Genomic DNA, 24,413 nt, shown 5'->3' on the forward strand with positions numbered 1-24,413 from the left:
CTGCTGGCAAACGGACCGTCGAGACCATGAAGATACCGCGCAAACTGGGGCTGTCGTTCCTCGTCATCAACGCCTCTGCGGCCATCGTGATGCTGGTGTTCTTCGCCAACATCACGATGATCCAGCGGTCGACCGACCGGAGCAATTTCAGCCAGACGATCTATGCCAAGGCGTTGACGCTGGAAACGTCGATCCTGCGGCAGAACAGCCAGTTTCGCGGTTTCCTGGTCACCGGCGACCTCAGCTACCTCAAATCCTACGAGGAGGCGCGCGAGGAGTTCGATGCGACGGCGGACGAACTCGGGCGGCTGCTGACCGATCCGAAGAAGCTGGCGCAGGTGCGCGAGGCGCGGCGCGAGACGCTGGCGTGGCGGCGCAACTGGGGCGACCGGCTGATCGGCTGGGTCAGGGCGGGGCGGCGCGACGAGGCGCAGGCGGCGGTCCGCGACGCGGGCAAGGCGGTGCTGGTGAGCAAGGTGGCATTGCCGCTGCGCGACCTGCGTGCCGAGGAAACCGAGGACATGGCGCGCAGCGCCGCCAGCCAGGAAGGCGCGATCCGCATCGCGCTGATCGCACTCGTCATCGGCGGGCTGGCGCTGATCGGCATCGCGATCACGCTGGCGATGCTGCTCAGTCGCCAGATCGCGCGGCCGATCACGACGCTGACGCAGGCGATGGCCGATCTGGCCGCGGGCCGGCACGATATCGCCATCGAGGCGGCCGGGCGCAGCGACGAACTGGGCGACATGGGGCGCGCGGTGACGGTGTTCCGCGACACGGCGGCGGCGAAGGTCGCCGACGACCGCGACCGCGCGGCGGCGATGACCGCGATCGGCGGCGGGCTGCACCGCCTGTCCGAAGCCGACCTGACCGCACGCATCGCCGACGTGCCGCCGGCGTTCCGCACCCTCGCGGAGGATTTCAACAATGCCACCGCCAGCCTGTCCCGCGTGCTGGGCGAAGTGCGCGGCAGCGTGCGGGCGATCAAGGACAATTCCGGCGAGATCAACCAGGCGGCGATGGCGCTGGCGCAACGCACCGAGCAGGAGGCGGCGGCGATCCAGCAGTCCGCGGCGGCGCTCGACGAGGTGACGCGATCGATCCGCGACGATGCCGGCGCGGCGACCGGGGCGAGCGGCGCGATGGCCGAAACGCGCGCCGAGGCGGAGCGCGGCGGCACGATCGTCCGCGAGGCGATCAGCGCGATGAACGGTATCGAACAGGCGAGCAACGAGATCGCCGACATCATCAGCCTCATCGACGGCATCGCGTTCCAGACCAACCTGCTGGCATTGAACGCCGGCGTCGAGGCGGCGCGTGCCGGCGAGGCGGGGCGCGGCTTCGCGGTCGTGGCGTCCGAGGTCCGGGCGCTCGCGCAGCGTTCCGCCGATGCGGCGACCGAGGTCAAAAGCCGGGTCACGTCCGCCTCCAGCCACGTCCGTGCCGGTGCCGAGCTGGTCGACCAGACCGGGCAGGCGCTGTCGCGCATCATCGACCGCGTCGCCGCGGTCAGCACCGCGATCGAGCAGATCGCGCGCTCGTCCGACCAGCAGGCGACGAGCCTCGGCCAGATCAACGTCGCGATCGGCGAGATGGACGGGGTGACGCAGCAGAACGCGGCGATGGTCGAGGAAACCTCGGCTGCGGCACGCCAGCTGGTCGCGGAGGCGGAGCAGCTCGCGGCATCGGTCGCCACCTTCGAAATCGACGGGCCGGAACCGGCACCGGTCCGCCGCGCGCCCGCGCCGCGCGCCGCGCCGCACCGGTCCGGCCATGGCGCACCGGCGCCGCGCCGCGTCGCCAATGGTGACTGGGACGCGTTCTGAACGTGACGGCCACGGTGTCGGACGTCAGGCGGGATCCCATGGAACAGGACGATATCCTCGCGCGGCAGGGCCGGGCCGTGCGCGCGATGGGTTCCGCCTTCGTCGCGGCGATCCTCGAGGCGGGCGATCGCCAGCTGGCACGCGCGCCGCGCACGGCGGCGCTGATGGCCGCCTGGCCGCGCGACGCCGCGTCGGATGCGCTGGCGATGCGCTTCAACGCCGCCCTGCACGCGCTGGCGCGAAGCGGGACGATGCCGGCGCTCACCGCGCTCTATCGCGCCCGGGCTGGCGATTTCGACGGCGTCGTCGGCGCGGCGATGGCGGCGGCGGACGGCTTCATCGCCGACTGGATGGGCGATACGCCGCAGACCAACGAGGTGGGGCGCAGCGCCGCGATCATGGCGGCGCTGATGGTGCTGCGCGAGCGCTACGACATGCCCTGCGCGCTGTACGAACTGGGGGCGAGCGCGGGCCTCAACCTCAACCTCGACCGCTATGCCTTCGATCTCGGCGGGACGCGGGTGGGGGCGGCGGAGACGCCGGTCCATGTCGCGCCGGCGTGGTACGGCCCCGCGCCCGCATGGCGCGCGGTCGAGATCGCATCGGCGCGCGGCGTCGACCTGCGGCCGCTCGACGTCGGCGATGCCGATGCGTGCGAGCGGCTGATGGCCTATGTCTGGGCGGACGAACCGGCGCGGGCCGAGCGGCTGGCGCAGGCGCTGGCCATCGCGCGCGTCGCTGCGCCGCGGGTGGAAAGCGGCGACATCGCGCTGTGGCTACCTGAGCAGCTTGCCGCGGCGCAGGCGTCCGGCACCTGCCGCACCGTGATCCATTCGATGGCGCTGCAATATCTGGAGGCGGACGGCCGCGCGGCGGTCGAACAGGCGTTTCGCGCGGCGGGGGCGCGGGCGACGGCCGACCGGCCGCTGGCGCGGATCAGCTTCGAATGGACACCGGCGCGCGACGCGGTCCACCTGCTGCTGACGTCGTGGCCGGATGGCCGGACCGAGCATCTGGCGACCTGCCATGCCTATGGCGCATGGCTCCACTGGCATCACGGCGCCGGCGCGACCGGCTGACATCCGGCGCCCGACGGCTCAGGCCACGATCGCGCCGCGTCCTTTCCGCCGCGCCACCAGCAGATAGACGACCGGGACGATCACCAGCGACACCAGGGTCGAGGTAGCGAGGCCGCCGATGACGCAGATCGCCATCGGCTGGCGGAACTCCGCGCCCTGACCCAGTGCGAGCGCGGTCGGGATCATGCCGGCCGCCATCGCGACGCTGGTCATCACGATCGGGCGGGCACGTTCGTGACAGGCGGCGACGATCGCGCGCCGGGGGGCGTCGCCGTCGCGTTCGCACTGCATGGCGTGATCGACGATCAGGATGGAATTCTTCGCGGCGAGGCCGATCAGCATCAGGATGCCGATCAGCGAGGGCAGGTTGAGCGCGAACCCGCCGAGCAGCAGCGCGAGGAACGCGCCGGTCAACGCCGGCGGCAGCGCGCACAGGATCACCACGGGGCGCGACAGATTGCCGAGCAGCAGCACGAGCAGCAGGTAGAGCAATCCGACCGCGGTCAGGAAGACGAGCGCGAGCGAGGTGAACAATTGCTCCATCGCGCGCTGGTTGCCGAGCGCGGCGGTGTCGATGCCGGCGGGCAGGCTGCGCATCGCCGGCAGCGCGCGGATCGCGGCGGTGGCATCGCCGAATTCTACGCCCGGAGACAGATCGGATTCGATCGCGATCTGGCGGCGCTGGTCCATGCGCGTGATCTTGGGCAGCGCCGCGGCGAAATCGAGCGTGGCGATCGCGCCGAGCGTGGTCGTGCCGCCGGTACCGGTCGGGATGCGCAGGTTGCGCAGCTGGTCGAGGTCCTGCCGGTCGGATTCGGGCAGGCGCAGGCGGATGTTCACCTGATTCTCGCCATCCGCCAGCCTGGCGAGGTTGCGGTCGATGTCGCCGATCGTCGCGACGCGGGCGATCGTCGCCAGCGTATCCGCGCTGATGCCGAGCCGCGCCATCGCCGCCCGATCGGGGCGGATCACGATCTCCGGCGCGCCGGGGGGCGCGGACAGGCGGGGATCGTCGATCGCGGGCAGGCGCTTCATCTCCGCGAGCAGCCGGTCGGCGGTCGCCTGCAACAGGATCGGGTCGTCGCCGGTCAGGACGGTGACGATGTCGGGGCCGGCGGTGTCGCCGAGGAAGTTGACGCGCGCATCGGCGAGCGTGCGCAGCCTCGGGCGCAGCCGGTCGCGGAAGGCGGTGGCGCTGGTGGTGCGGTCGGGCCGGAACACGATCGTCAGCGTCGCGTCGCGCAGGTCGGCAAGGCCGCGGTCCCCGCCCGCGCCGCCGCCGATCTTGGACCCGACCTGCGCGAAGACAGTCGCGACCTCCGGCTCGTCGCGGAACAGCGCGGTGGCCGAAGCGACCGCACGATCCATGTCGACCGCGGTCGCGCCGGGCGTGCCCTGCACCTTGACGTAGATGTGGTCGGGGTCGCCCGCGGGCTGGAAACCGGTGGAGAGCAACGGCACGATCCCCGCGGTCGCGACCAGCATCGCCCCGCACGCCAGCACCGTCCACCATGGCGCCGCCAGCGCGCGATCGAGGATGCGGGCGTAGAACAGTGAGCGTGGCGGCGTGGCGTGGCTGCGCCCGGCGCGCAGGAAGCGTGCGGCCATCAGCGGCGTCAGCAACCGCGCGACCGCGAGCGAGAACAGCACCGCGATCGACACGGCGATGCCGAATTCGTGGAAGAAGCGCCCCGGCACCCCGGCCATGAACGACACCGGCAGGAAGACGACGACGATCGCCAGCGTCGTCGCCACCACGGCCAGCCCGATCGCGTTGGCGCCGTCGATCGCGGCCGCGCGCGGGGGCATGCCGGCCTGCAGCCGCTTCTCGATATTCTCGATCTCGACGATCGCATCGTCGACAAGGATGCCGATGACGAGCGTCAGCGCGAGCAGGGTGACGATGTTGAGGCTGAACCCCAGCAACGCCATCGCAGCGAAGGTCGGGATCAGCGAGGCGGGCATCGCGATCGCGGCGATCGCGGTCGCGCGCCAGTCGCGCAGGAACAGCCAGACGGCGAGGCTGGTCAGCACCAGCCCCTCCAGCAGCGCCTTAAGCGTCGCGTCGTAGCTGGCGCGGGTTTCGTCGACGGTCGAGAAGATCCGCCGGACGCGCAGGTCGGGGTGGGCGGCGGCGAGCGCGGCGACCGCCTTGCCCACCCCGTCCTCGACCGCGAGTTCGCTGGCCGCGCGGGTGCGGGCGATCTGGAAGCCGATCGCAGGGGCGCCGTTCAGCCGGGCGAAGCTGCGCGTTTCGGCGACGCCGTCGCCGACCTCCGCGACGTCGCCCAGGCGGACGGTGCGGCCGTTGCCGGCGGGGATGGTCATCGCGCGCAGGTCCTCGACGCCGACCGCGGCATTGGCGAGGCGCATCGCCTGTTCGCGTCCGCCGATCTGCGCGAGGCCGGCGGGATCGTCGCGGCTGAACCGGCGCAGCGCCTCGTTGAGCTGCGGCACCGTCAGTCCCAGCGCGGCCATCCGCGCCGGGTCGGCGATCACGTTGATCTCGCGCGCGACGCCGCCGATGCGTGTCACTTTCGACACGCCGGGCACGCGCTGGATCGCGGCGGCCACATCGTCGTCGATCAGCGTCGACAGCGCCCCGATCGACCGGCGCGACGAGGTGACGGCATAACTGAGGATCGGGATATCCTCGATCTCGACCTGCCGTACGACCGGCGGGTCGATGCCGGCGGGCAATTGCGTGCGAACCTGTTCGACCTGGGTGCGGATCTTGTCGGTCGCCTCGCGCAGGTCCTGGCCGAGGTCGAACTGGACGACGGTGGTCGAGACGCCCTGCGCGATCGTGGAGACGACGATCTCCGTGCGTGGCAGGCCGGCGACCGCCTGTTCGATCGGGCGGGTGACATTGGTTTCCATCTCGCCCGCCGCGGTGCCGGGCTGGACGACGGTGACCGAGACGGCGGGGAAGGCGATGTCGGGATAGCGTTTGACCGGCAGCGTCGCGAAGGCGACCAGCCCGGCGACCGTCAGCGCCACGAACAGCAGCACGACGGGCAGGGGGTTGGCCACCGCCCAGGACGACAGGCGGAACGCGCGGCGGGGCGGGGGCGTGGTCACTTGGCGGCGTAGACCGGGGTGACGCGGTCGCCCTCCGCCACGAACGAGGCCGCGGCGGCGAGGACGGGGGTGCCGGGCGCGGGGCCGTCGACCAGCGTGACATAGCCGCCGCCGCGCGTGCCGGTGCGCACCGCGACGCGGCGGACGCGATTGTCCTGCCCGAGCACCATGACGCTGGCGCCGCCGGTGTCATACTGGATCGCGGCCTCCGGCACGGCGCGGGCGGCGGCGCCGGTCCCTTCGAACCGGGCGGTGCCGGAGGCGCCGGGGCGCAGCTCGACCGGGCGCGCGCCGGCGACCGGGCTGAGCCGCAGGCGGACGTTGCCTTGCGCCGATTGCTGGTCGATCCGCGTGCCGATCGACGCGATCTGCCCGTCGAGCGCGGTGCCGTCCGCCAGCGTCACCGCCGCCGGCGTGCCAGTGTGCAGGGAGGCCAGCCGGTTCTCCGGCACCTGCACCTGCAATTCGATCGTGCCGCCGGGGACGATGGTGAACATCGGCTGCGGCGATCCGCTGAGGTCGCCGACGCGGACGTTGCGTTCGATCACCCGCCCGCCGACCGGCGCGCGCACCAGCAGCCGGGCGGCGCGCGCCTGCAGGTCGCGCATCTGCGCCTCCTGCACGTGCAGCGCGCCGATCGCGGTGTCGGCGCGGAAACGACGCGCCTGCACCGCCTCGCCCGACAGCACGCCGGCGCCGAGCATCGGTGCGCCGCGCGCCGCCTCCGCCTGCGCCTGCCGCACCGCGATGCGTTGCTGCGCGATCACCGCGGCCTGCTGCGCGATCTGGCTGCGGATCAGCGTGTCGTCGAGGACGGCGAGGACCTGCCCCGCCGCGACGAAGGCGCCCTCCTGCGCGAGGACGCGCCGGACGATGATGCCGGGGACGTCGCTGGTCGCGGCATAGACCTGTCGCGCGACGAGCGTGCCCGGTGCGCTGAGGCCGATGTCGCCGGTGCGGGTTTCGACCCGGGTGACGCGGACGCTGCGCGGGGGGCTTCCGGCGTCGGCCGCGTCATGGCGTGCCGCTGTCGGTGCGGCGGGGGCGGTGCAGGTGGTCAGCGCGAGCAGCACCGCAGGCAGCCACAGCCGCGACGGCGGCGCGGGCCGTTTGTGCCGGTAGAGGACGAGCGCGGTGCCGGTCATGATGCGCCGTCCCAGCCGCCGCCCAGCGCCTTGAACGCCTGCACGGAGCGGCGCAGCACCTGCACGCGGGCGCGGACCAGATCCACGTCGGCGGACTGCCACTGGCGGCGGGCGGCNNAAGGCGGCGTCGGGATCGAGCACGCCCGCCGCCTCGCCCCGCCGCATCGTCTCGTAATAGGCGCGCGCGTCGCGTTCGCTGGTGGCGATGCCGTCGCACTGGCGGTGATCGGACACCAGCCGCGCGAGGACGCTGTCCGCCTCGCCATAGGCGGTCTGCACCGATTTCTCGTAATCGCCGATCGCCTGCGCGACGCGGGCATCGCTGGCGCGCAGTTCGGCCATCAGCCGACCGCGATCGAGGATCGGCATCAGCAGGCCGATCCCCAGCGACCAGAAGCCGGTGGCGAAGCTGTTGCGCGGGCGCTCCTGCCGCTCGATGCCGATTCCGGGCGAGAGCGAGAAAGTGGGGAAGAGGTCGAGTTTGGCGAGCGCGCGATTGCCGAGCGCACCGGTCACCGCGCTGCGGGCCGCGAGCACGTCGGGGCGGCGCTTGAGCAGGTCGCCGGGTGCGGTGCGCGGCACCGGGGGCGCGTCCACCAGCCGCGGCTCGATCGGCAGCGTGTCGAGCGCCGCGGTGCCGCGGCCGACCAGCACCAGCAGCTGGCGGCGGGCGACGTCGAGTTCGGTCGACAGCGTGTCGGCCTGCAGCGTCGCCGCGCGGAGCCGGGCGCTGGCGGGGAAGCGATCCCCGGTGGGGGCGAGGCCGCGGGCGATGCGGCGTTCGACCAGCCCGGCGGCGGCGCGTTCGGTGTCGAGCGCGGCGCGGGCGCGCTCGCGTTCGATGGCGAGGCCGCGCGCGGCGAACAGCGCGTCCGCGATCGCGGCGGCGAGGCTGGCGCGCGACGCCGCCGCCTGCAGCCGGGCGGAATAGACGCGCGCACCGGCGACCGTCGCGGTCGCATCGCGGCGGCCGAAGACGTCGATCTCCCAGCTGACGTCGAAGGCGCTGTTGAACACCCTCGTGGTCCCGGTCTGGACGACGGGGACATCGACCGGCAGATTGGGCAGGTTGATGTCTCCGCTGAGCTGGCGGACGTTGCGGGCGCCCGCGTTGGCGGCGATCCCGCCCTGCGGATCGAAGCGGCGCAGCGCGCGCGACATGGTCGCATCCGCCTCCGCAACGCGGGCCTGCACGGTTTTGAGGTCGGGCGAATCGATGAGGGCGCCGGCGATCAGCGCGTCGAGCTGCGGGTCGTGGAAGGCATGCCACCATTCGGGCAGCGCGGCGGCATCGGCGGTGTCGGTGCCGGTGTCCGCGCCGAAGCGGGCGGGAATCGGCGTGGCGAGCGGGGGCGGCGCGGCGACGCGGACGCAGCCCGCCAGCACGGCCGGTGCGACGAGGGTCATCGCCAGTCTGATCGTTCCGGTCCGCATCATGCCGCTGCTACCCGTGCCGGGGTGTCGACGAGGTTAAGGGCCGCTTCGGTAATATGACGGGCGATCGTCTCCGCCTGATCGGTATCGAGCATCGCATAATGGCCGCAGGACACCGGACGGGCGCGCACCGCATAATCCGCCAGCGCGCACCAATAGGCCTCGCGCGCGGTGTCGCGGCTATCGCCGTCGGCGCGCAGATAGGTGAGCGACGGCACCCGCCCGGTCGGGCGGTGGCGGCCGGCGAGCGCGATGCCGTTGGCGACCATACGCGCGAGGTGGCCATCGGGGATATCGCGCGGCGCGACGATCGGTGCCCCCGCGTCGCAGCGGTCGGTATCGAGCATGGTCAGCGATCCGATCGGCTCGCCCGCCGCGCGCAGTTCGACCGCCATCGCATGCGCGACGAGGCCGCCGAACGAATGGCCGAGCAGATGATAGGGCCCTCTCGGCTGCACCGCGCGGATCGCGGCGACATAGCGGGCCGCCATCGTGGCGACGCTGTCGGGCAGCTCGGCGGGACCGTCGAAGCCGGCGGCCTGCAGGCCATAGACCGCGCGATGCGGATCGAGCGCGCGGGCGAGCGCGGCATAGCCGAACACGCCGCCGCCGATCGGGTGGACGCAGAACAATGGCGGTCCTTCGCCCGGCTGGATCGGCACCAGCGGGCCGGTGGTCCCGGCGACGTCTCCGGCCAGGGCCGCGCAGAGCGTCGCGACGGTCTGGTGGCGGAACAGCAGGCCGACGGGGATGTCGCGCCCGTCGTCCGCCGCAATGCCCGCGATCAACCGCAGCGCGGCGAGCGAATGGCCGCCGAGGTCGAAGAAATTGTCATGGATGCCGACGCGTTCGACGCCGAGGATCGCGGCCCAGCGGGCCGCCATCGCCTCCTCGGCCGCGTCGCGGGGCGAGACGAAGGCCACCGCCTCCGCCTCGACCGATATCGCGGGCAGGCGCGCGACGTCGAGCTTGGCATGGGCGGTGAAGGGGATCGCGTCTAGGAAGCGATAGGCGCGCGGTACCATCGCATCGGGCAGCCGCTCGGCCAGGTGGCGGACCAGTTCGGCGGGTGTCGGGGGCGCGCCCCGGCCCGGTTCGACGACCAGATAGGCGAGCAGCCGTCTTGCGGCGCCCTCGCCGCCGACGACGACCGCGGCGGCGATGATGGCGGGATGCGCGCACAGCGCCGCCTCGATCTCGCCGGGTTCGATGCGGAAGCCGCGCAGCTTGATCTGCTGGTCGATGCGGCCGGCGAATTCGAGCAGGCCCTCGGCGGTCCAGCGGCCGAGATCGCCGGTGCGGTAGAGGCGCCGGCCGTCGCGCTCGACGAAGCGCTCCGCGGTCAGATCCGGACGGCCGAGATAGCCCGCCGCCAGCGCGGGGCCGCCGATATGGATCTCGCCGGTGACGCCGATCCCGGAGATGTCGCCGTGCGGGGTCAGCACCGACAGCGCATAGCCCGGCAGGGGGCGGCCCATCGGCAGGCCGGCGGTCGCTTCCGTGCCGCTCGCCCGGTGACAGACCGCGTCGATGCAGGTTTCCGTCGGCCCGTACATGTTGAACAGCTCGACACCGGGCAGCCGCGCCTGCAACCGGGCGGCGAGGGCGACCGGGAATGGCTCACCGCCCAGCATCAGGCGCTTGAGCGGCAGGCCCGCCGGGGCCGCGTCGATCACCGCCGCCATATAGGCGGGGCCGCTGTTGATGTGGGTGATCCGCGCATCCGCGACCAGCCGCCAGAAGGCGGCCGGGGCCATGCCGGCAAGCTCGTCGGCGATCACGACGGTCGCGCCGCTGAGCAACGGCGTGACGAGCTGGCCGACGCTGACGTCGGAGCTGACGCTGAACGTCGCGAGCACGCGGTCGCCCGGCACGATCGGGTCGTGCGCCAGCCGCGCGCGGGCGAGATGCGCGAGGCCGCCGTGCGACATGGCGACGCATTTGGGCGTGCCGGTCGATCCCGAGGTGAAGATGCCATAGGCGATCGTCGTGGGCGTGGGCGGAGTGGCGGGGACGAAGCGCGCGCCGGGACCGAGGTCCTCGATCGGCACCACCGCCGCCATCGGCGGCAGCAGCGCCGCGGTTCCGCGTGCCGCGACCGCGATGCGTGCCCCCGCCGCCGCGACCGCCGCCGCCAGTCGCGCGGGCGGATGGTCGGGCATCAGCGGCAGATAGATACCGCCCGCCTTCATCACGCCGAGCGCGACGACCGACAGGTCGACCGAACGCGGCAGCATCGTCGCGACCGCGACATCGGGGCCGACGCCGCGCGCCGCGAGCGCCGCCGCCAGCGCATCCGACCGCGCGTCCAGCTCCGCATAGGTCAGCGCGACATCGTCATGCACGACCGCGGTAGCGTCGGGCGTCCGCGCCACCTGCGCGGCGAACAGCGCGGGGATGGTCGCCGGCGGGATCGGCGCGGACCCGTCGCCGCTCCACGTCTGCAGCGTCGTGCGTTCCTCCGCACCGATCATCGCCACTTGGCCGAGCGCGCAGGCGGGATCGGCGAGCGCCGCGTCGAGCAGCGTCGCGAACCCATCCGCCAGCCGGACGATCGTCGCGGCATCGAACAGGTCGGCGGCATAGCTGATCTCGCCCGCGATGCCGTTCGCGCCCTCACCGAGCGACAGCGTCAGGTCGAAGCGGGCCGGGGCGGCGGGCAGCGCGACCGGCTCGAGCCGCGCGTCGCCGAGCGCGAGCGCGTCGGCGGGCGTGTTCTGCAGGACGAACATCGTCTGGAACAGCGGATGCTGGCCGGGGTCGCGCGGCGGGCGGAGCGCCTCGACCAGTTTCTCGAACGGCACGTCCTGATGCGCGTGCACGTCGAGCATGCGGTCGCGCAAGTCCTCGACCAGCGTCGCGAAGCCGGCGGTCATGTCGATCGTCGCGCGGATCGGCAGCGTGTTGACGAACAGGCCGACCAGCGGCTCCAGCCGGCTGTCGGTCCGTCCCGCCATCGCGGTGCCGACGACGAGGTCGTCCTGCCCGCTCCATCGCGCCAGCGTCGCGGTCCATGCGGCGATCAGCACGGTGAAGACGCTGGCGTGGCGATCGTGCGCGAAGGCGGCGATGCGCGCGGCGAGCGCGGGCGGCAGCACGACGGGGTGGAGGCCGCCGCGATGGCTCTGTTCGGGCGGACGCGGGCGATCGGTGGGGAGCGCGAGCAGTGCCGGCGCGTCGGCCAGTTCCCGCGTCCAGAAGGCGATCTGCCGATCCAGTTCGGGGCCGGCGAGCAGCTCGCGCTGCCACAGCGCATAATCGCCATAGTCGATATCGAGCGGCGGCAGGGCGTCGCCCGCACCGGCATACAACGCGCCGAGCTCGGCGAGCAGCACCCCCATCGACCAGCCATCGGCGACGATATGATGGACGACGAAGATCGCCAGATGCCGCTCGTCGGCCAGCCGCAGCAGCGTGAAGCGGCACAGCGGCGCCGTGCCGAGATCGAAAGGCCGCAACGCCTCCGCCATCGCGCGCGCCTCGACGGTTTCGGCCGCGGCGTGCGACAGATCGACGACGGTGAAGGGCATCGGTCCGGCAGGCTCGACATGCTGGGACGCGACGCCGTCCCGCTCTGCGAATTGGGTCCGGAGCGCCGGATGGCGGGCCAGCAGCGCGTCCAGCGCGTCGGCGAGGCGCTGCAGGTCGATCGCACCCTCGACCCGGAACAGCAGCGGCATGTTGTAAAGCGCCGTCCCCGGCATCATCCGGTCGGTGAACCACAACCGTTCCTGCGCGAACGACAGCGGCAGCGTCCCCGGACGCGCATCGGCATGGACGAGCGGCGGCCGCGCGGCATCGCTCGCGCCGAGGCTGTCGAGCCGCGTGGCGAAGCCGGCGACGGTCGGTGCCTCGAACAGCGTGCGGATCGGCACGGCGAGCGCGTGACGATCGCGCAGCCGCGTCGCCACCTGCGTCGCGACCAGCGAATGGCCGCCCAGCCGGAAGAAGTCATCCTCGCGCCCGACCGCCGTGATGCCCAGCAGTTCCGCGAACAGGCCGGCGACGAGGATTTCGGTCGGGGTGACGGGCGGGCCGCCGCTGCTCGCCTCGTGCGCGGGATCGGGCAGGGCGCGCGCATCGAGCTTGCCGTTCGTGGTCAGCGGCAGCGCGGGCAGCGGCAGGATCGCGGCCGGGACCATATAGTCGGGCAGGCCGGCGGCGACATGCGCGGTCAGCTGCGCCGGATCGACCCCGGTATCGACCACGACATAGCCGAGCAGGCGGAGCAATCCGCGCGCGTCGGGGCGGGCGATCACCGCCGCCTGCGCGACCGCGGGGTGGCGGCGCAGCATCGCCTCGATCTCGCCGGTTTCGATGCGGTGGCCGCGGATCTTCACCTGCCCGTCGACGCGGCCGAGGAACGCGATCTGCCCGTCCTCACGCCATGCCGCGAGGTCGCCGGTGCGATAGAGACGGCCGTGGTCCGTTTCGACGAACCGGTCCGCGGTCAGTGCCGGCGCGCCGAGATAGCCGGTGGCGAGGCTCGGGCCGCCGATGTGCAATTCGCCGACATGGCCGATGCCGACGCTCGCGCCTGCCGCATCGAGGATGTGGAGCGCATAATTGGGCAGCGGCCGGCCGATCGGCAGCGCTGCCACCGCGGAGTCGAGGTCGGCGGGGACGGGATAGACGCTGGCGTCGATGCACGCCTCCGTCGGGCCGTAGACGTTGATGATCGGCGTGCCGTTCAGACGGGTGCGCAGCTTGTCTGCGAGCGCGGCGGACAGGGGTTCGCCGCCGAGCATCAGCCGGGCGAGGCGGGCGTCCGCGGGCGCAGCGTCGAGCATGGCGTTGAGGAAGGACGGCACGCTGTTGACGTGGGTGACGCGGTGGTCGGCGAGGAATGCCCAGAAATCGGCGGCGGCAAGGGTGCGCAGGTCGGGCGCGACGACGATCGCGGCCCCGCGCAGCAGCGGCAGCAGCAGCTGGCCGATCGAGACGTCGAACCCGACCGAGATCGCCGCGAGCACGCGGTCGCCCGGCCCGATCGGATCGTGATCCTGCCGCGCGACGTCCAGGTTGACGAGCGCGCGATGCGGCACGACCACGCCCTTCGGAACGCCGGTCGAACCCGAGGTGAAGATGACATAGGCCGGATCGCCGGCCGTGGGCGGCGGCGGTAGCGTTGCGTGCACGCCGTCGTCGCGGTCCACGTCGAGGCGGGGCAGGTCCGCAGGTAGGCAGGCCGCGGCGTCCATGCGGGTGATCGCGAGCCGGGCGCCGGACGCGGCGAGCATCGTCGCGATGCGCACGGGCGGATGCGCCGGGTCGATCGGCAGATAGACCGCGCCGGCTCTGGCGATGGCGAGGATCGCGGCGACGCTGGCGGGCGACCGGTCGAGCGCAACGGCGACGATGGCGCCGGGGGCGACCCCCGCCGCGACCAGCCGCATCGCGAGGCGGGTCGCGCGCGCGTCGAGCGCGGCATAATCGAGCGTGCCCTCGGCATCGATTAACGCGATTCCATCCGGCGTGGCGGCGACCTGTGCGGCGAACCGGTCGAGCGCGGTGCCGGCGGGGATCGGCACCGTCCGGCCGCGGACGAAGCGGTCGATCGCCTGCGCCTCGCCCGGGGTCAGGGGTGACAGCGCGGACAGCTTCGTCGCGGGGCGTTCGCACAGGCGTTTGAGGATCGCATCGAACCGGTCGGCGATCCGGGCGACCTCCGCGCCGCCGAGTCGTTCGGGCGTGAAGCCGAAGGCGATCGTCATGCCGCCATCGACGGTTTCGCGCATGTAGAAGGACAAGGGCGTGGTTTCGCGCTTCGCCGACGTCGGGTGCCCGATCGTCGCGCCTGCCAGCGTCGGCTCTGCGGCGTCGCCGAGCCACGGCATGATCGTCACCGCCGCGTCGAACAGGTGCAGCCGGCCCTGCGCGGCCAGCCCGAGGTCGCGGCCGAGCCGGTCGATCGGCAGGCGCGCGTGGCGCAGGTCGGCGTCGATCCCGGTGGTGATCGCCTTCGCCGTGTCGGCGAGCGTCGCGCCGGGGCGCAGCGTACAGCGGATCGGGATCATCCGCGCGAACATGCCGACGGCGTTCATCGTCGCCGGCTCGCGTCCGTGCAGCGCCATGCCGATCGCGATGTCGTCATGGCCGGCGCGGCGGGCGAGCGCGATGCCCGCCACCGCGACCAATATGCGGTGCGGAGTGGTCGCCAGCGTGCGCGCTGCGGCGGCGATCGCGGCATAGCGATCGGGCGCGATGACGAGCGGCGGCGGGCCTTCGCCGCCGGTGTCGATGGCGGGGTCGTCGTCGAACGCGAGCGCGGGCAGCGGCGTCATCCGGGTGCGCCAATAGGCGAGGTCCGCGTCGATCGCGGGGGAGGCGGCATAGGCCTGGTCGTCGGCGATGCCGGCGACGATGCCGGACGCGGCGAGCGGCGGGCGGGCGACGGGCCGGCCGGCGAGCCGGTCGTAATGCTCGGTCCATGCCCCTTCGAGCATCGCCATCGATACGCCGTCGCAGATCAGGTGGTGCGCGGCGATCTGGATGCACCAGTCGTCGGGCGCGATGCGGATCGCCTCGATCCGGAACAGGGCTGCGTCGCCCAGTGGAAAGCCCTGCCGCATCGCCGCCGCCAGATGCGCGTCGAGCGCGTCGGCGGCGGCGAGGTCGGTGAGCAGGAAGGCGTCGGTCGGGGGCGCGATGCGCTGGCGTGGCCGGTCGGCATCGATCCGCAGACGCAGCGCCTCATGGTCCGCGACCAATGCCTCGGTCGCGGCGCGCAAGGTCGCGACGTCGAGCGGCGCATGCACCCGAAGCGTGGTGGCGACGCGATAGGCAGCGGGATCGGCAAGCAGCAGCGTGTCGAGCCACACGCCATGCTGGGCGAGGCCGAGCGGATGCCAGTCGTGGTCGGTCGGCGCGGGAGCGGTCAAATCGGCCTCGTATCGGGGAGGATGGAAGCGGCACGCGCGAACGGGCCGAACAGGGGGGCGGCGCGACCCGCCACCAGGGCGAGGCGCAGCGCGCTGGTCGCGAGAATCGCGGCGACCATGCCGGCGATGCCGTGGTGGAGCGCAAGGGCGAACCCGGCGGCGAGCGGCACGGTCAGCGCCATCGTCGCGATCTGGACCACGGCCGGCACGGTGACGTCGCGGCGACCGCGCAGCGCGGCGATCAGGAACAGGCCCATGCCGTCGAGCCACAGCACCGCGCCGCTCATCGGCAGCAGCGTGGTGAGCAGCGCCTGCATCGCGGGGTCGGCGTTGTAGAGCGTGGCGACGCCGGCCGCACCGGCCGCCAGCGCAAGCGCCGGCACCGCCAGCCCGAGCGCGAGCATCGCGGCGTCGCGCAGGAGGCGGTGGCGCTCGCCCCGCGCCACGCGCAGCGTCGCGGCGTCACCATAGCCGCCGGCGAACAGCATGAACGGCAGGTTGAGCACCCAGCACGAACAATAAGCGGCGAGCGCGAGCGCGCCCTGCCAGCCCGCCATGATCGTCAGCACGATGCCGAAGACGTGCATCGCTGCGGCGGTGCCGGCGATCATTGCGCCGATCCGCCATTGCTCGCGACCGGCGGTGTCGCGCAGAACCGGACGACCCAGCAGCGGTTCGCCGAGGCGCTGCGCCGCGCGCGCGGTCATCGCGACCAGCATCGCGCACAGGGCGATGCGGACGACGAGCGTCACCAATGCGGAGCCTGTCGCGCCCATCGCGGGAATGCCCCGGCCGCCGGCGATGAACAGCGGGTTGAATGCGAGATTGGCGAGGTTCGCGACGATCACGGCGAGCGCGACGACGGGCGCGCGCTTCATCCCCTCGAGAAACACCGCGCTCGCCACCGCGACGAGCGCGAAGACGGCGCCGGAACCGTGGATGGCGACGACGCGGCCCGCGGCGGCGGACAGGGCCTCGGGCTGACCGGCGAGCCGGAACAACGGACCGGCAGCGGCGGCGAGCAACAGGCACAGCGCACCCAGCACCAGCGCGGCGACGCAGCCGCGCCGCCAGATCGCCAGCGCGGCGGCTGTGTCGCCTTTGCCCTGTGCGATCCCGAGCAGCGGCAGCGCGCCGACAAGGAAGGCGACGCAGATGTCGAGGACGCGGCCGAAGCTGCCCTCCGCCAGCGCCGCCGCCGCCAGGTCCGCCGAGCCGTGGCGGGCGAGCATCGCCATGTCGACGATGCCCATCATCGCGAGGCCGGCGCGCGAGATGATGAGCGGCGCGGTTTCCGACAGGACGGTCAGCCGCGCGGCGATCCCGCGCCGGTCGGCGCCGACGCCCGGTTCAGGCGGCATCGGCGAGCGCCGCCGCGGCGGCGCCGTCCGCCGCCGGTCCCCTGGCGCGGATGCTGCGCATCGCGACGTTGACGACCCCCAGCACAGTGCCGGCCTGGATCATCTGCATGACGGAGACGGGGCGGCCGATCTCCTGCTCCAGCGATTCCGCCAGTTCGACCGCCATCAGCGAATCGAGGCCGAGTTCTGCGAGCGCGCGGTCGGGCTCGATCTGCGCGGCGGTCGATCCGACGACGCGGGCGACCTGTTCGCGCACGATCGTCATGAGGAGGTCGAACCGTTCGTCCTCGCCCGCCGCTTCCAGCACGCCCGCCATCGATCCGCCGCCGGCCATGGCGACGTTGATCCCCTGCGGCACCAGCCGTTCGAAGCGCGGCGTGCGGGCGAGCGCGAGCGACTGGCCGAGACGGAGCAGGTTAAACTGTGCCACCGCGACCCGCGTCGCATCGACCGCGAGCATGCGGCCGAGATCCTCCAGCGCGACCGGATACGGCGTCGCGCCCATGCCGGCACGGCTCGACAGCATTTCTTCGACCTGCGCGTTGCGGGTCAGGAAGCCCGCGCCCTTGATCGCGCCCCAGCCGATCGACAACGCCGGCAGGCCCGCGGCGCGCCGCAACTGCGCGAGCGCATCGAGGAACAGGTTGGCGCCCACATAGGCGGCCTGCCCCGGATTGCCGACCACCGCACTGGACGAGGAATAGAGCACGAACTGCTCGATCGGATCGGCCAGCGAGGCGCGGTGCAGGTTCCATGCGCCCTGCATCTTGGCGGCCATGACACGATGCATCAGGTCGCGGTCGATCATGATGATCGGCGCATCCTCGATCACCGCGGCGGCATGGACGATGCCGCGGATCGGCGGCATGTCGGCACGGATCGCGGCGAAGGCGGCTTCGACCGCGGCGCCGTCGGTGACGTCGAGCGCGATCGGCTTCACCGTCACGCCCATATTGGACAGCGTGGCGATGCCGGCTTGTGCCTCTTCGGTCGCGTCGCCACGGCGGCTGAACAAGGCGAGATGCTTCGCGCCGCGTTCCGCCAGCCAGATCGCGGTCGCGAGGCCGAAGCCGCCCAGACCGCCCGACACCACATAGGTGCCATCGTCGCGCAGCCGGATGCCGTCCGCGGGCACGACCGGCGGCGTGGCAGCGGGATCGATCGTCACCACCAGCTTGCCGACATGCCGCGACTGCTGCATCGCGCGGAAGGCTTCGTGCGCACGGCCGATCGGGGTGGCGAGATGGGGTAGCGGCCGCAGCGCGCCGCTTTCCAGATGCCGCGATACCTCGGCGAATACGCGCGCGCCGAGTTCCGGACGTTCGACCAGCAGCGTGTCGGCGTCGATGCCGAAATAGCTGAGGTTCTGGCGGAACGGGCGCAGGCCGATACGGCTGTTGGCGTAGAGGTCGCGCTTGCCGATTTCCAGGAAGCGGCCGAAGGGCTTGAGCAGTTGCAGCCCCTTGGTGATTGCCTCGCCGGCAAGCGAATTGAGCACGACGTCGACGCCCTTGCCGCCGGTCAGCCGCATCACCTCGTCGGCGAAGGCGAGCGAGCGCGAGTGGAGGACATGGTCTGCGCCCATGTCGCGGACCAGCCGCTGCTTGTCGTCCGCGCCGGCGGTGGCGAAGACGGTCGCGCCCTTCATCTTCGCGATCTGGATCGCGGCGAGGCCGACGCCACCGGCGGCACCATGGATCAGGATCGATTCGCCCGGCGCCAGCCGCGCGAGATGGTCGAGCGCATACCAGGCAGTGACGAAGGTCGTCGGGATCGTCGCGCCCGCCGCGAGTTCGATGCCGTCCGCCAGTCGGGCGACTCCGATCGCAGCGGTGGTGACATGCGTGGCGAAGGTCGAAGAGGCGAAGGCGACGACCCGGTCGCCGACCGCGACATGGCCGACGCCGTCGCCGACGCGTTCGACGATGCCCGAACATTCCATCCCGATCGTCGCGCCGGAGAAGCCGTGCTCGACCGCCTCCTCGGGCAGCATCCCCATCGCCCACAGCACGTCGCGGAAGTTGAGGCCGGCGGCGGCGATGCGGATCTCGACCTCGCCCGCATCGGGCGCGCGGCGGACGATCTCGCGCAGGTGGAGCGAATCGAGCCCGCCCTGCGCCTGCGTATCGAGGCGATAGGCCGCGACCGGCGCGGGCGACGGGGCGAGCCGCGCCTGTTCGGCATGGCCGGTCTCGCGGACGCGCGCGACGTAGCGCATGCCGTCGACCAGCTGCACCTCCGGTTCGTCGCCGATGGTCAGCAGCGCGCGGGCGACATCCTGTGCCGCGGCCACGTCGTCGGGTTCGGCATGGACGTCGATCAGGCGGCATTGCAGGCTGCCGACCTCGTTCGCCATGACGCGGCCGATGCCCGCGGCGGTCGCCTGGAACGGATCGATCGGGCCGGTCGCCACGCCGCCGAGCGCGCCGCGGGTGACGATGCGCAGCTGCGGCTGGAAGTCGATATCCTCGGGATGGTCGGCGATATGCGTCTCGATCGCCTTGACCAGTGCGATCAGGCTGAACGCGCGGCCATCCTGATGGCCGAGCATCGCATCGAGGTCGGCGGCGTCGGCGCGATGCGCCCAGCCGGCGAGATGGACGAATTCGTCGGGATGCTCTTCGGCGACCAGCGCGGCCATCGCGGCATCGTCCAGCGTCGCGGGATCGACGACACGCACCGATGGCGTGCCCAATGCCGCGACCAGCGCCTCGAGGAAGGGCGTGCCGACCTCTGCTGCGGTGACGATCAGCGTGCGGCGGCGGGTGTCGGCTGTTATCGCCGGGATGGCGACGTTCGCATCCGCATCACGGCGAGCGACGATCAGGTCGGGACCGAAGGGCGACACCTCCGCCACGACTTGTTGTGCGCTGAACGGCAGCGGGTCGGCATCGCGGGCCGGACCGCCCTCGACGGGGCCGTAAAGCAGATTGGTCAGCCGGTTGGCGTGCGGGTGGAGCGCGATCAATACGCCGCCCGGCGTGAGATAGCCGGCGAGCGCCGCCGGGTCCTCCGCCGCGCCCGCGACGACGACGTCGAAGCCGCGGTCCGCGAGCAGCGCCTCGTCCCGAACCACGGCGCGGAAGTGCATCTCGCCGCCGAACCGGTATTGCGCGCGCGCGACCGACGCCTCGGACGGGTCGGTGAACAGATAGTCGCCGCGCTGCGGTGGCAACACGGGGAGCAGCGCGGCGGCGAGTCCGCCGGTGCCGCCGCCGATCTCCAGCACGCGGATACCGCGATCGGCGGGCCATGCCGCGACGACGCGGCGCAGCACGTCGGCGGCGGCGCGGTTGGCGGCGGCGCGGCTGGGTGCGCCGTCCTCCAGCGCCTCGACCATCGCGATCCCTAAGTCGGGCTCGCCGCGCAGCCGCGCGACCAGACCGGCACCCGCACGGCTGATCGCGACCAGTTCGGCGACCCAGTCCGGATGGTCGAGCATTAGCCTGCGCAGCGTCGCCCGGGTGTCGATCGCATCATTGTCGGCATTCCAGCCGAACCGCCCGGTCGCATCGTCGCGCGTCAGCGCGCCATCGGCCTGCGCCATCGCGACGAGCGCGCGCAGCAGCGGACGCTGGTCGTCCTCGACCTCGCCCGATAGCGCCAGCCCGGCGATGGTGAAGTCGTCGGCCGTATCGTCGAGCGCGCGCAGGGCGGCGACCGCGTGGCCGCCGATCAGCCGGTCGATCCCGGCGACCAAAGCCGGGTCGATCGCGTCGGCCGCGATCGTGCCGACCAGCGTATCGAGCGCCGGCAGCGCGATCGGTCCCGACACGCGCGGCGTCCAGCCGAGGTCGGGCCGCCAGTCCTCCGCGGTCCGGGTCAGCGCGACGGCGCCGAATTCGACCTTCTGGAAGCGCGCGCCGAGCAGTTGCAGCAATATCGTGCCGTCCGCATCGGTTACGTCGATATCGGCGATGCCCGAGCGTTCGCTCTCGCGGCGCAGGGTGACGCGGCAGAAGACCCGGGCTGGGATCTGCGCGAACGAGCGGACGCGGTCGACCTGCACGGGGATGGTGGCACAGGCGCGCGCATCGTTCTGGCCGATCAGCGTGATGAGCACTTGCAGACAGCCGTCGACGATCGCGGGGTGCGAGTGATTGTCGGCCAGATCGGTATCGCCCAGCCAGTCGAGTGCGACCTCGCCAAGCGCGACGCGCGTCGCGGCATCGGGGGCGGTCAGCGCGATCGAACGGACGCCCTGGAAGGTCGGGCCGTAGCGCAGGCCGCGCCTGTCGCAGCCGGCGTAATGGTTCGCCGCGGCGACCGATACCGGCAGGTCGGCGCGGAGTGCGGCGAGGTCGATCGGATCGGGCTGCGCGCCGTCCATTTTCGACAGGCGGCCCTTGCAATGGACGGTATAGTCGGTGGCGAACACGTCGCTGCGCGAACGGATGACGATCGTGCCGTCGGCGGCGTCGAGCGTGGTTTCGATCACCGGTTCGCTGTCCACCGGCAGGATGAGCGGGCGCAGGATCTCGAACGTCTCCACGTCGATCCGCTCGCTGCCCATCGTCAGGCGGCCGGCGGCGAGGCTGATCTCGATATAGCCCGCGGCGGGGAAGACCGCCGCGTCCTGGATGACATGGTCGCGCAGATGCGGTTGCAGGCTCGGCTGGATCGCATTCGTCCACAACCCCTCGGCCGTTCGCGAGCGTGCGCCGAGCAGGGCGTGGTCGCGCGTCGTGACCGGCACCGCGTCGGGCATCTCCGCGCCGCCGCGCCAGTGACGCTGGCGCTGCCACACGACGGTCGGCAGCGTCAGCGTGCGATCGACGTGCGGGAACAGCGTCGCGACATCGCCGGCCCCGGCGGCATAGACGCCGGTGATTGCGGTCTGCAGCGTCGCCAGTTCCGGTGCCGGCTTGCGTTCGGACGGGCGGCGCAGCGTCGTGCGGGCGGCGACGCCCGCAATGCCGGCGGCCTTGGCGACCTGAAGCACATAGTCCTTGAGCACCGGATGCGGGCCAACCTCGATCAGGGTGGTGATCCCCATGTCCTCGATCACCGCACGCGCGGCGGCATCGAAGGCGACCGGGCAGCGGATGTTGCGCCACCAATAATCGGCGTCGAGCGCTTCGCCGTCGATCACCGCGCCGGTGACGGTCGACACCATCGGCACGCGCGTAGTGGCAGGGGCGAGTCCGGCGAGCGCTGTGCGCAGCGGCGCCTCGATCGGGTCCATCGCACGGGTGTGGAAGGCATAGTCGAGCGCGAGGATGCGGACGAACTTGTCGCGTTCGGTGAGGCGGGCCTCGAGGGTCTTCAGCGCCACCTCGTCGCCGGCGACGGTCACCGCGCGCGGGGAGTTGACCGCGGCGATCTCGATCCAGCCGGGGATATCGGCGATCTCGCGCTCCGCCTCGGCGGGGGACAGGCCGATCGCGGCCATCTTGCCCGCGCCGCGCGTCGTCGCCTGCTGCTGGCTGCGGTGGTAGATCACCGTCGTCGCCTGCTCGAGGCTGAGCGCGCCCGACGCCCAGGCCGCGGCGGCCTCGCCGACGCTGTGGCCGAAGACCGCCGCCGGCGCGATGCCCGCCAGCCCGAGGACGCGGCACAGCGCGACCTGCTGCGCGAACAGCATCGGCTGCGCGACCTCGGTCAGCGCAATATCCGTGTCCGCCTCGTCGCGGGCCATGCGTTCGACCAGCGACCAGCCCGACAGAGGCGCGAAGATCGCATCGACCTCCTCGATCGCGGCGCGGAACGGGGGGCATTCGGCCAGCAGCTCCCGGCCCATGCCCCACCATTGCGGGCCGTTGCCCGAGAAGACGAAGGCGATCGGCGCAGCACCCGCGGCAGCGAGGCCGCGACCGCGGACCGCGCTCGACAGGGCGGGGGCTTCACCGGCGCGGAAGGCGATCAGCTGCGCCCGGGCGTCCGCGGCGCTTTCCGCCCACAGGACGAGACGATGCGCGTGCAGCGCACGCAGGCGCGCCGCGCCGGCCTTGAGGCGTTCCCATCCGGCGGTGTCGATGTCGTCGAGCTGCGCGATCCAGGCGTCGGCCTGGGCCTCCAGTGCGGCTGGCGACTGGCCCGACAGGATCAGCAGCGGGTTCCAGACGGGCGCATCCGCCGGGGTGACGGCAGGCGCCGCGACGCTGCGATATTCCTCGAGGATGAGATGCGCGTTGGTGCCGCCGAAGCCGAACGAATTGACTCCGAAGCGCAGCGGCGCGGCGCGGTCGGGCAGGGGCGTCACGGTGTCGACGACCTTGAGCTTCCAGTCGTCGAACGCGATCTTCGGATTGGGCGTGTCGAAGTGGAGATTGCCGGGCAGCGCGCGGTGACGGATCGACAGCAGGACCTTGGTCAGGCCGGCAATGCCCGCGCCCGATTCGAGATGGCCGATGTTCGACTTGATCGAGCCAATCCGGCAGACGTCGCCCGCGCCGGTGCGCGGCGTCCCCAGCACGTGGCCGATCGCGCCGCATTCGATCGGATCGCCCGCGGCGGTGCCGGTGCCGTGCGCCTCGACGTAGAAGACGTCGTCCGCCGCCACGCCGCTCTCGCCATAGACCTGCCGCAGCAACGCCTCCTGCGCCGCGCCGTTGGGAAGCGCCATGCCCATCGTGCGACCGTCGGAATTGACGCCGGTGGCGCGAATCACCGCGAGGATCGGGTCGCCGTCGCGCTCCGCATCCGCGAGCCGCTTGAGCAGGATCAGCCCGCCGCCCTCGGCCCGGACATAGCCCTTGCCGTCGGCGTCGAAGCTCTTGCAGCGGCCGTCCGGCGACAGCATCGAGGCGCGCGCGAAGCCGATGAAGGGGCGGTGGCTGGCCAGAATGTTGATGCCTCCGGCGAGCGCGGCTTCCGCCTCGCCCGACGCAAGCGCGCGGCACGCCTGATGGATCGCGACCATCGACGACGAACAGGCGGTGTCGATCGCCATGCTGGGACCATGCAAGTTGAACATGTAGGAAATGCGGTTGGCGGCGATCGACAGCGCGCTGCCGATATTGGTGTAGGCGTCGGGGACCTCGTCCTGCGCCAGATTGGCGTAATCGTTGCTGGAGATGCCGACGAACACGCCGGTCGCACTGCCCGACAGCGTGGCGGGGACGATGCCGGCGCTCTCGAACGCCTCCCATGCCAGTTCGAGTAGCAGGCGATGCTGCGGATCGATCTGCTTCGCCTCGCGCGGGGTGATACCGAAGAAGTCGGCGTCGAACGCGTCGATCCGGTCGAGGAAGCCGCCCGCCTTCGTATAGATGCGCGTGCCATTCGAGGTGCCCGCGACATGATGGCCAAGGTCCCAGCGGCTGCCGTCCGCCTCGCCCACCGCATCGACGCGGCCGATCAGGTTCCGCCACAAGGTGTCGAGATCGGGCGCCTTGGGATAGCGGCCGGACAGGCCGACGATCGCGATCGGGTCCAGCATCGTGCGGCCGGAATCCGCGGCAACGGCAGGGGTAGGGCTCGGCAAGGTCACGGGCAGCTCCGGTCGTGATGCGATGAAGACGTCGCGGCGTCGGGTATAGCTGTCATCGTTAAAATCTTGCGTACGATCGTGATCCGATCCGGGACGGCGATTGTCATTCCCCTGAAGTTAAAAGTCTAGATCGTTGAAATAATGTCATCTTTTACTGGAAAGATCGGAACGACA

7 protein-coding genes are annotated in these 24,413 nt (G+C 72.1%); 2 read left to right on the top strand and 5 right to left on the bottom strand.

Annotated features, from left to right (window positions below; translation table 11 throughout):
• Positions 1-26 precede the first annotated feature (26 nt).
• On the top strand, positions 27-1,826 hold the full coding sequence (locus B2515_RS16920) for a methyl-accepting chemotaxis protein (RefSeq protein ID WP_293878344.1): 1,800 nt from the start codon (positions 27-29) through the stop codon (positions 1,824-1,826).
• 38 nt (positions 1,827-1,864) lie between these two features.
• Positions 1,865-2,905 (top strand): DUF2332 domain-containing protein, encoded by a 1,041-nt coding sequence (locus tag B2515_RS16925; protein ID WP_293878346.1) that lies wholly within the window; start codon positions 1,865-1,867, stop codon positions 2,903-2,905.
• 18 nt (positions 2,906-2,923) lie between these two features.
• Here the strand turns inward: B2515_RS16925 and B2515_RS16930 are convergent, their stop codons facing one another.
• From B2515_RS16930 to B2515_RS16950, 5 genes are all read right to left on the bottom strand, one after another.
• Positions 2,924-5,986, bottom strand: a complete 3,063-nt coding sequence (locus B2515_RS16930; RefSeq protein WP_293878348.1) for an efflux RND transporter permease subunit — start codon at positions 5,984-5,986, stop codon at positions 2,924-2,926.
• Positions 5,983-8,538, bottom strand: coding sequence for an efflux RND transporter periplasmic adaptor subunit (locus B2515_RS16935; protein WP_293878350.1), 2,556 nt, complete (start codon positions 8,536-8,538; stop codon positions 5,983-5,985). The genes B2515_RS16930 and B2515_RS16935 overlap by 4 nt, the downstream gene beginning before the upstream one ends.
• Before the next feature lie 26 nt (positions 8,539-8,564).
• Entirely contained in the window at positions 8,565-15,446 is a 6,882-nt protein-coding gene (locus tag B2515_RS16940; protein WP_293878352.1) for an amino acid adenylation domain-containing protein, read from the bottom strand.
• Complete coding sequence (locus tag B2515_RS16945; RefSeq protein ID WP_293878354.1) at positions 15,443-16,807, bottom strand: MATE family efflux transporter; 1,365 nt, start codon at positions 16,805-16,807, stop codon at positions 15,443-15,445. Before B2515_RS16945 ends, B2515_RS16940 begins: the two co-directional genes overlap by 4 nt.
• Entirely contained in the window at positions 16,797-24,188 is a 7,392-nt protein-coding gene (locus B2515_RS16950; RefSeq protein ID WP_293878356.1) for a type I polyketide synthase, read from the bottom strand. Before B2515_RS16950 ends, B2515_RS16945 begins: the two co-directional genes overlap by 11 nt.
• Between the last annotated feature and the right edge of the window lie 225 nt (positions 24,189-24,413).

It is taken from the genome of Sphingomonas sp. UBA978, assembly GCF_002292295.1.
GTDB lineage: Bacteria > Pseudomonadota > Alphaproteobacteria > Sphingomonadales > Sphingomonadaceae > Sphingomonas.

What these genes read in the sequence shown, in the direction of transcription:
- B2515_RS16920 (WP_293878344.1), top strand. Translation starts at nt 27, where the DNA reads ATGAAGATACCGCGCAAACTGGGGCTGTCGTTCCTCGTCATCAACGCC.
- B2515_RS16925 (WP_293878346.1), top strand. Translation starts at nt 1,865, where the DNA reads ATGGAACAGGACGATATCCTCGCGCGGCAGGGCCGGGCCGTGCGCGCG.
- B2515_RS16945 (WP_293878354.1), bottom strand. Translation starts at nt 16,807, where the DNA reads ATGCCGCCTGAACCGGGCGTCGGCGCCGACCGGCGCGGGATCGCCGCG.
- B2515_RS16950 (WP_293878356.1), bottom strand. Translation starts at nt 24,188, where the DNA reads ATGCTGGACCCGATCGCGATCGTCGGCCTGTCCGGCCGCTATCCCAAG.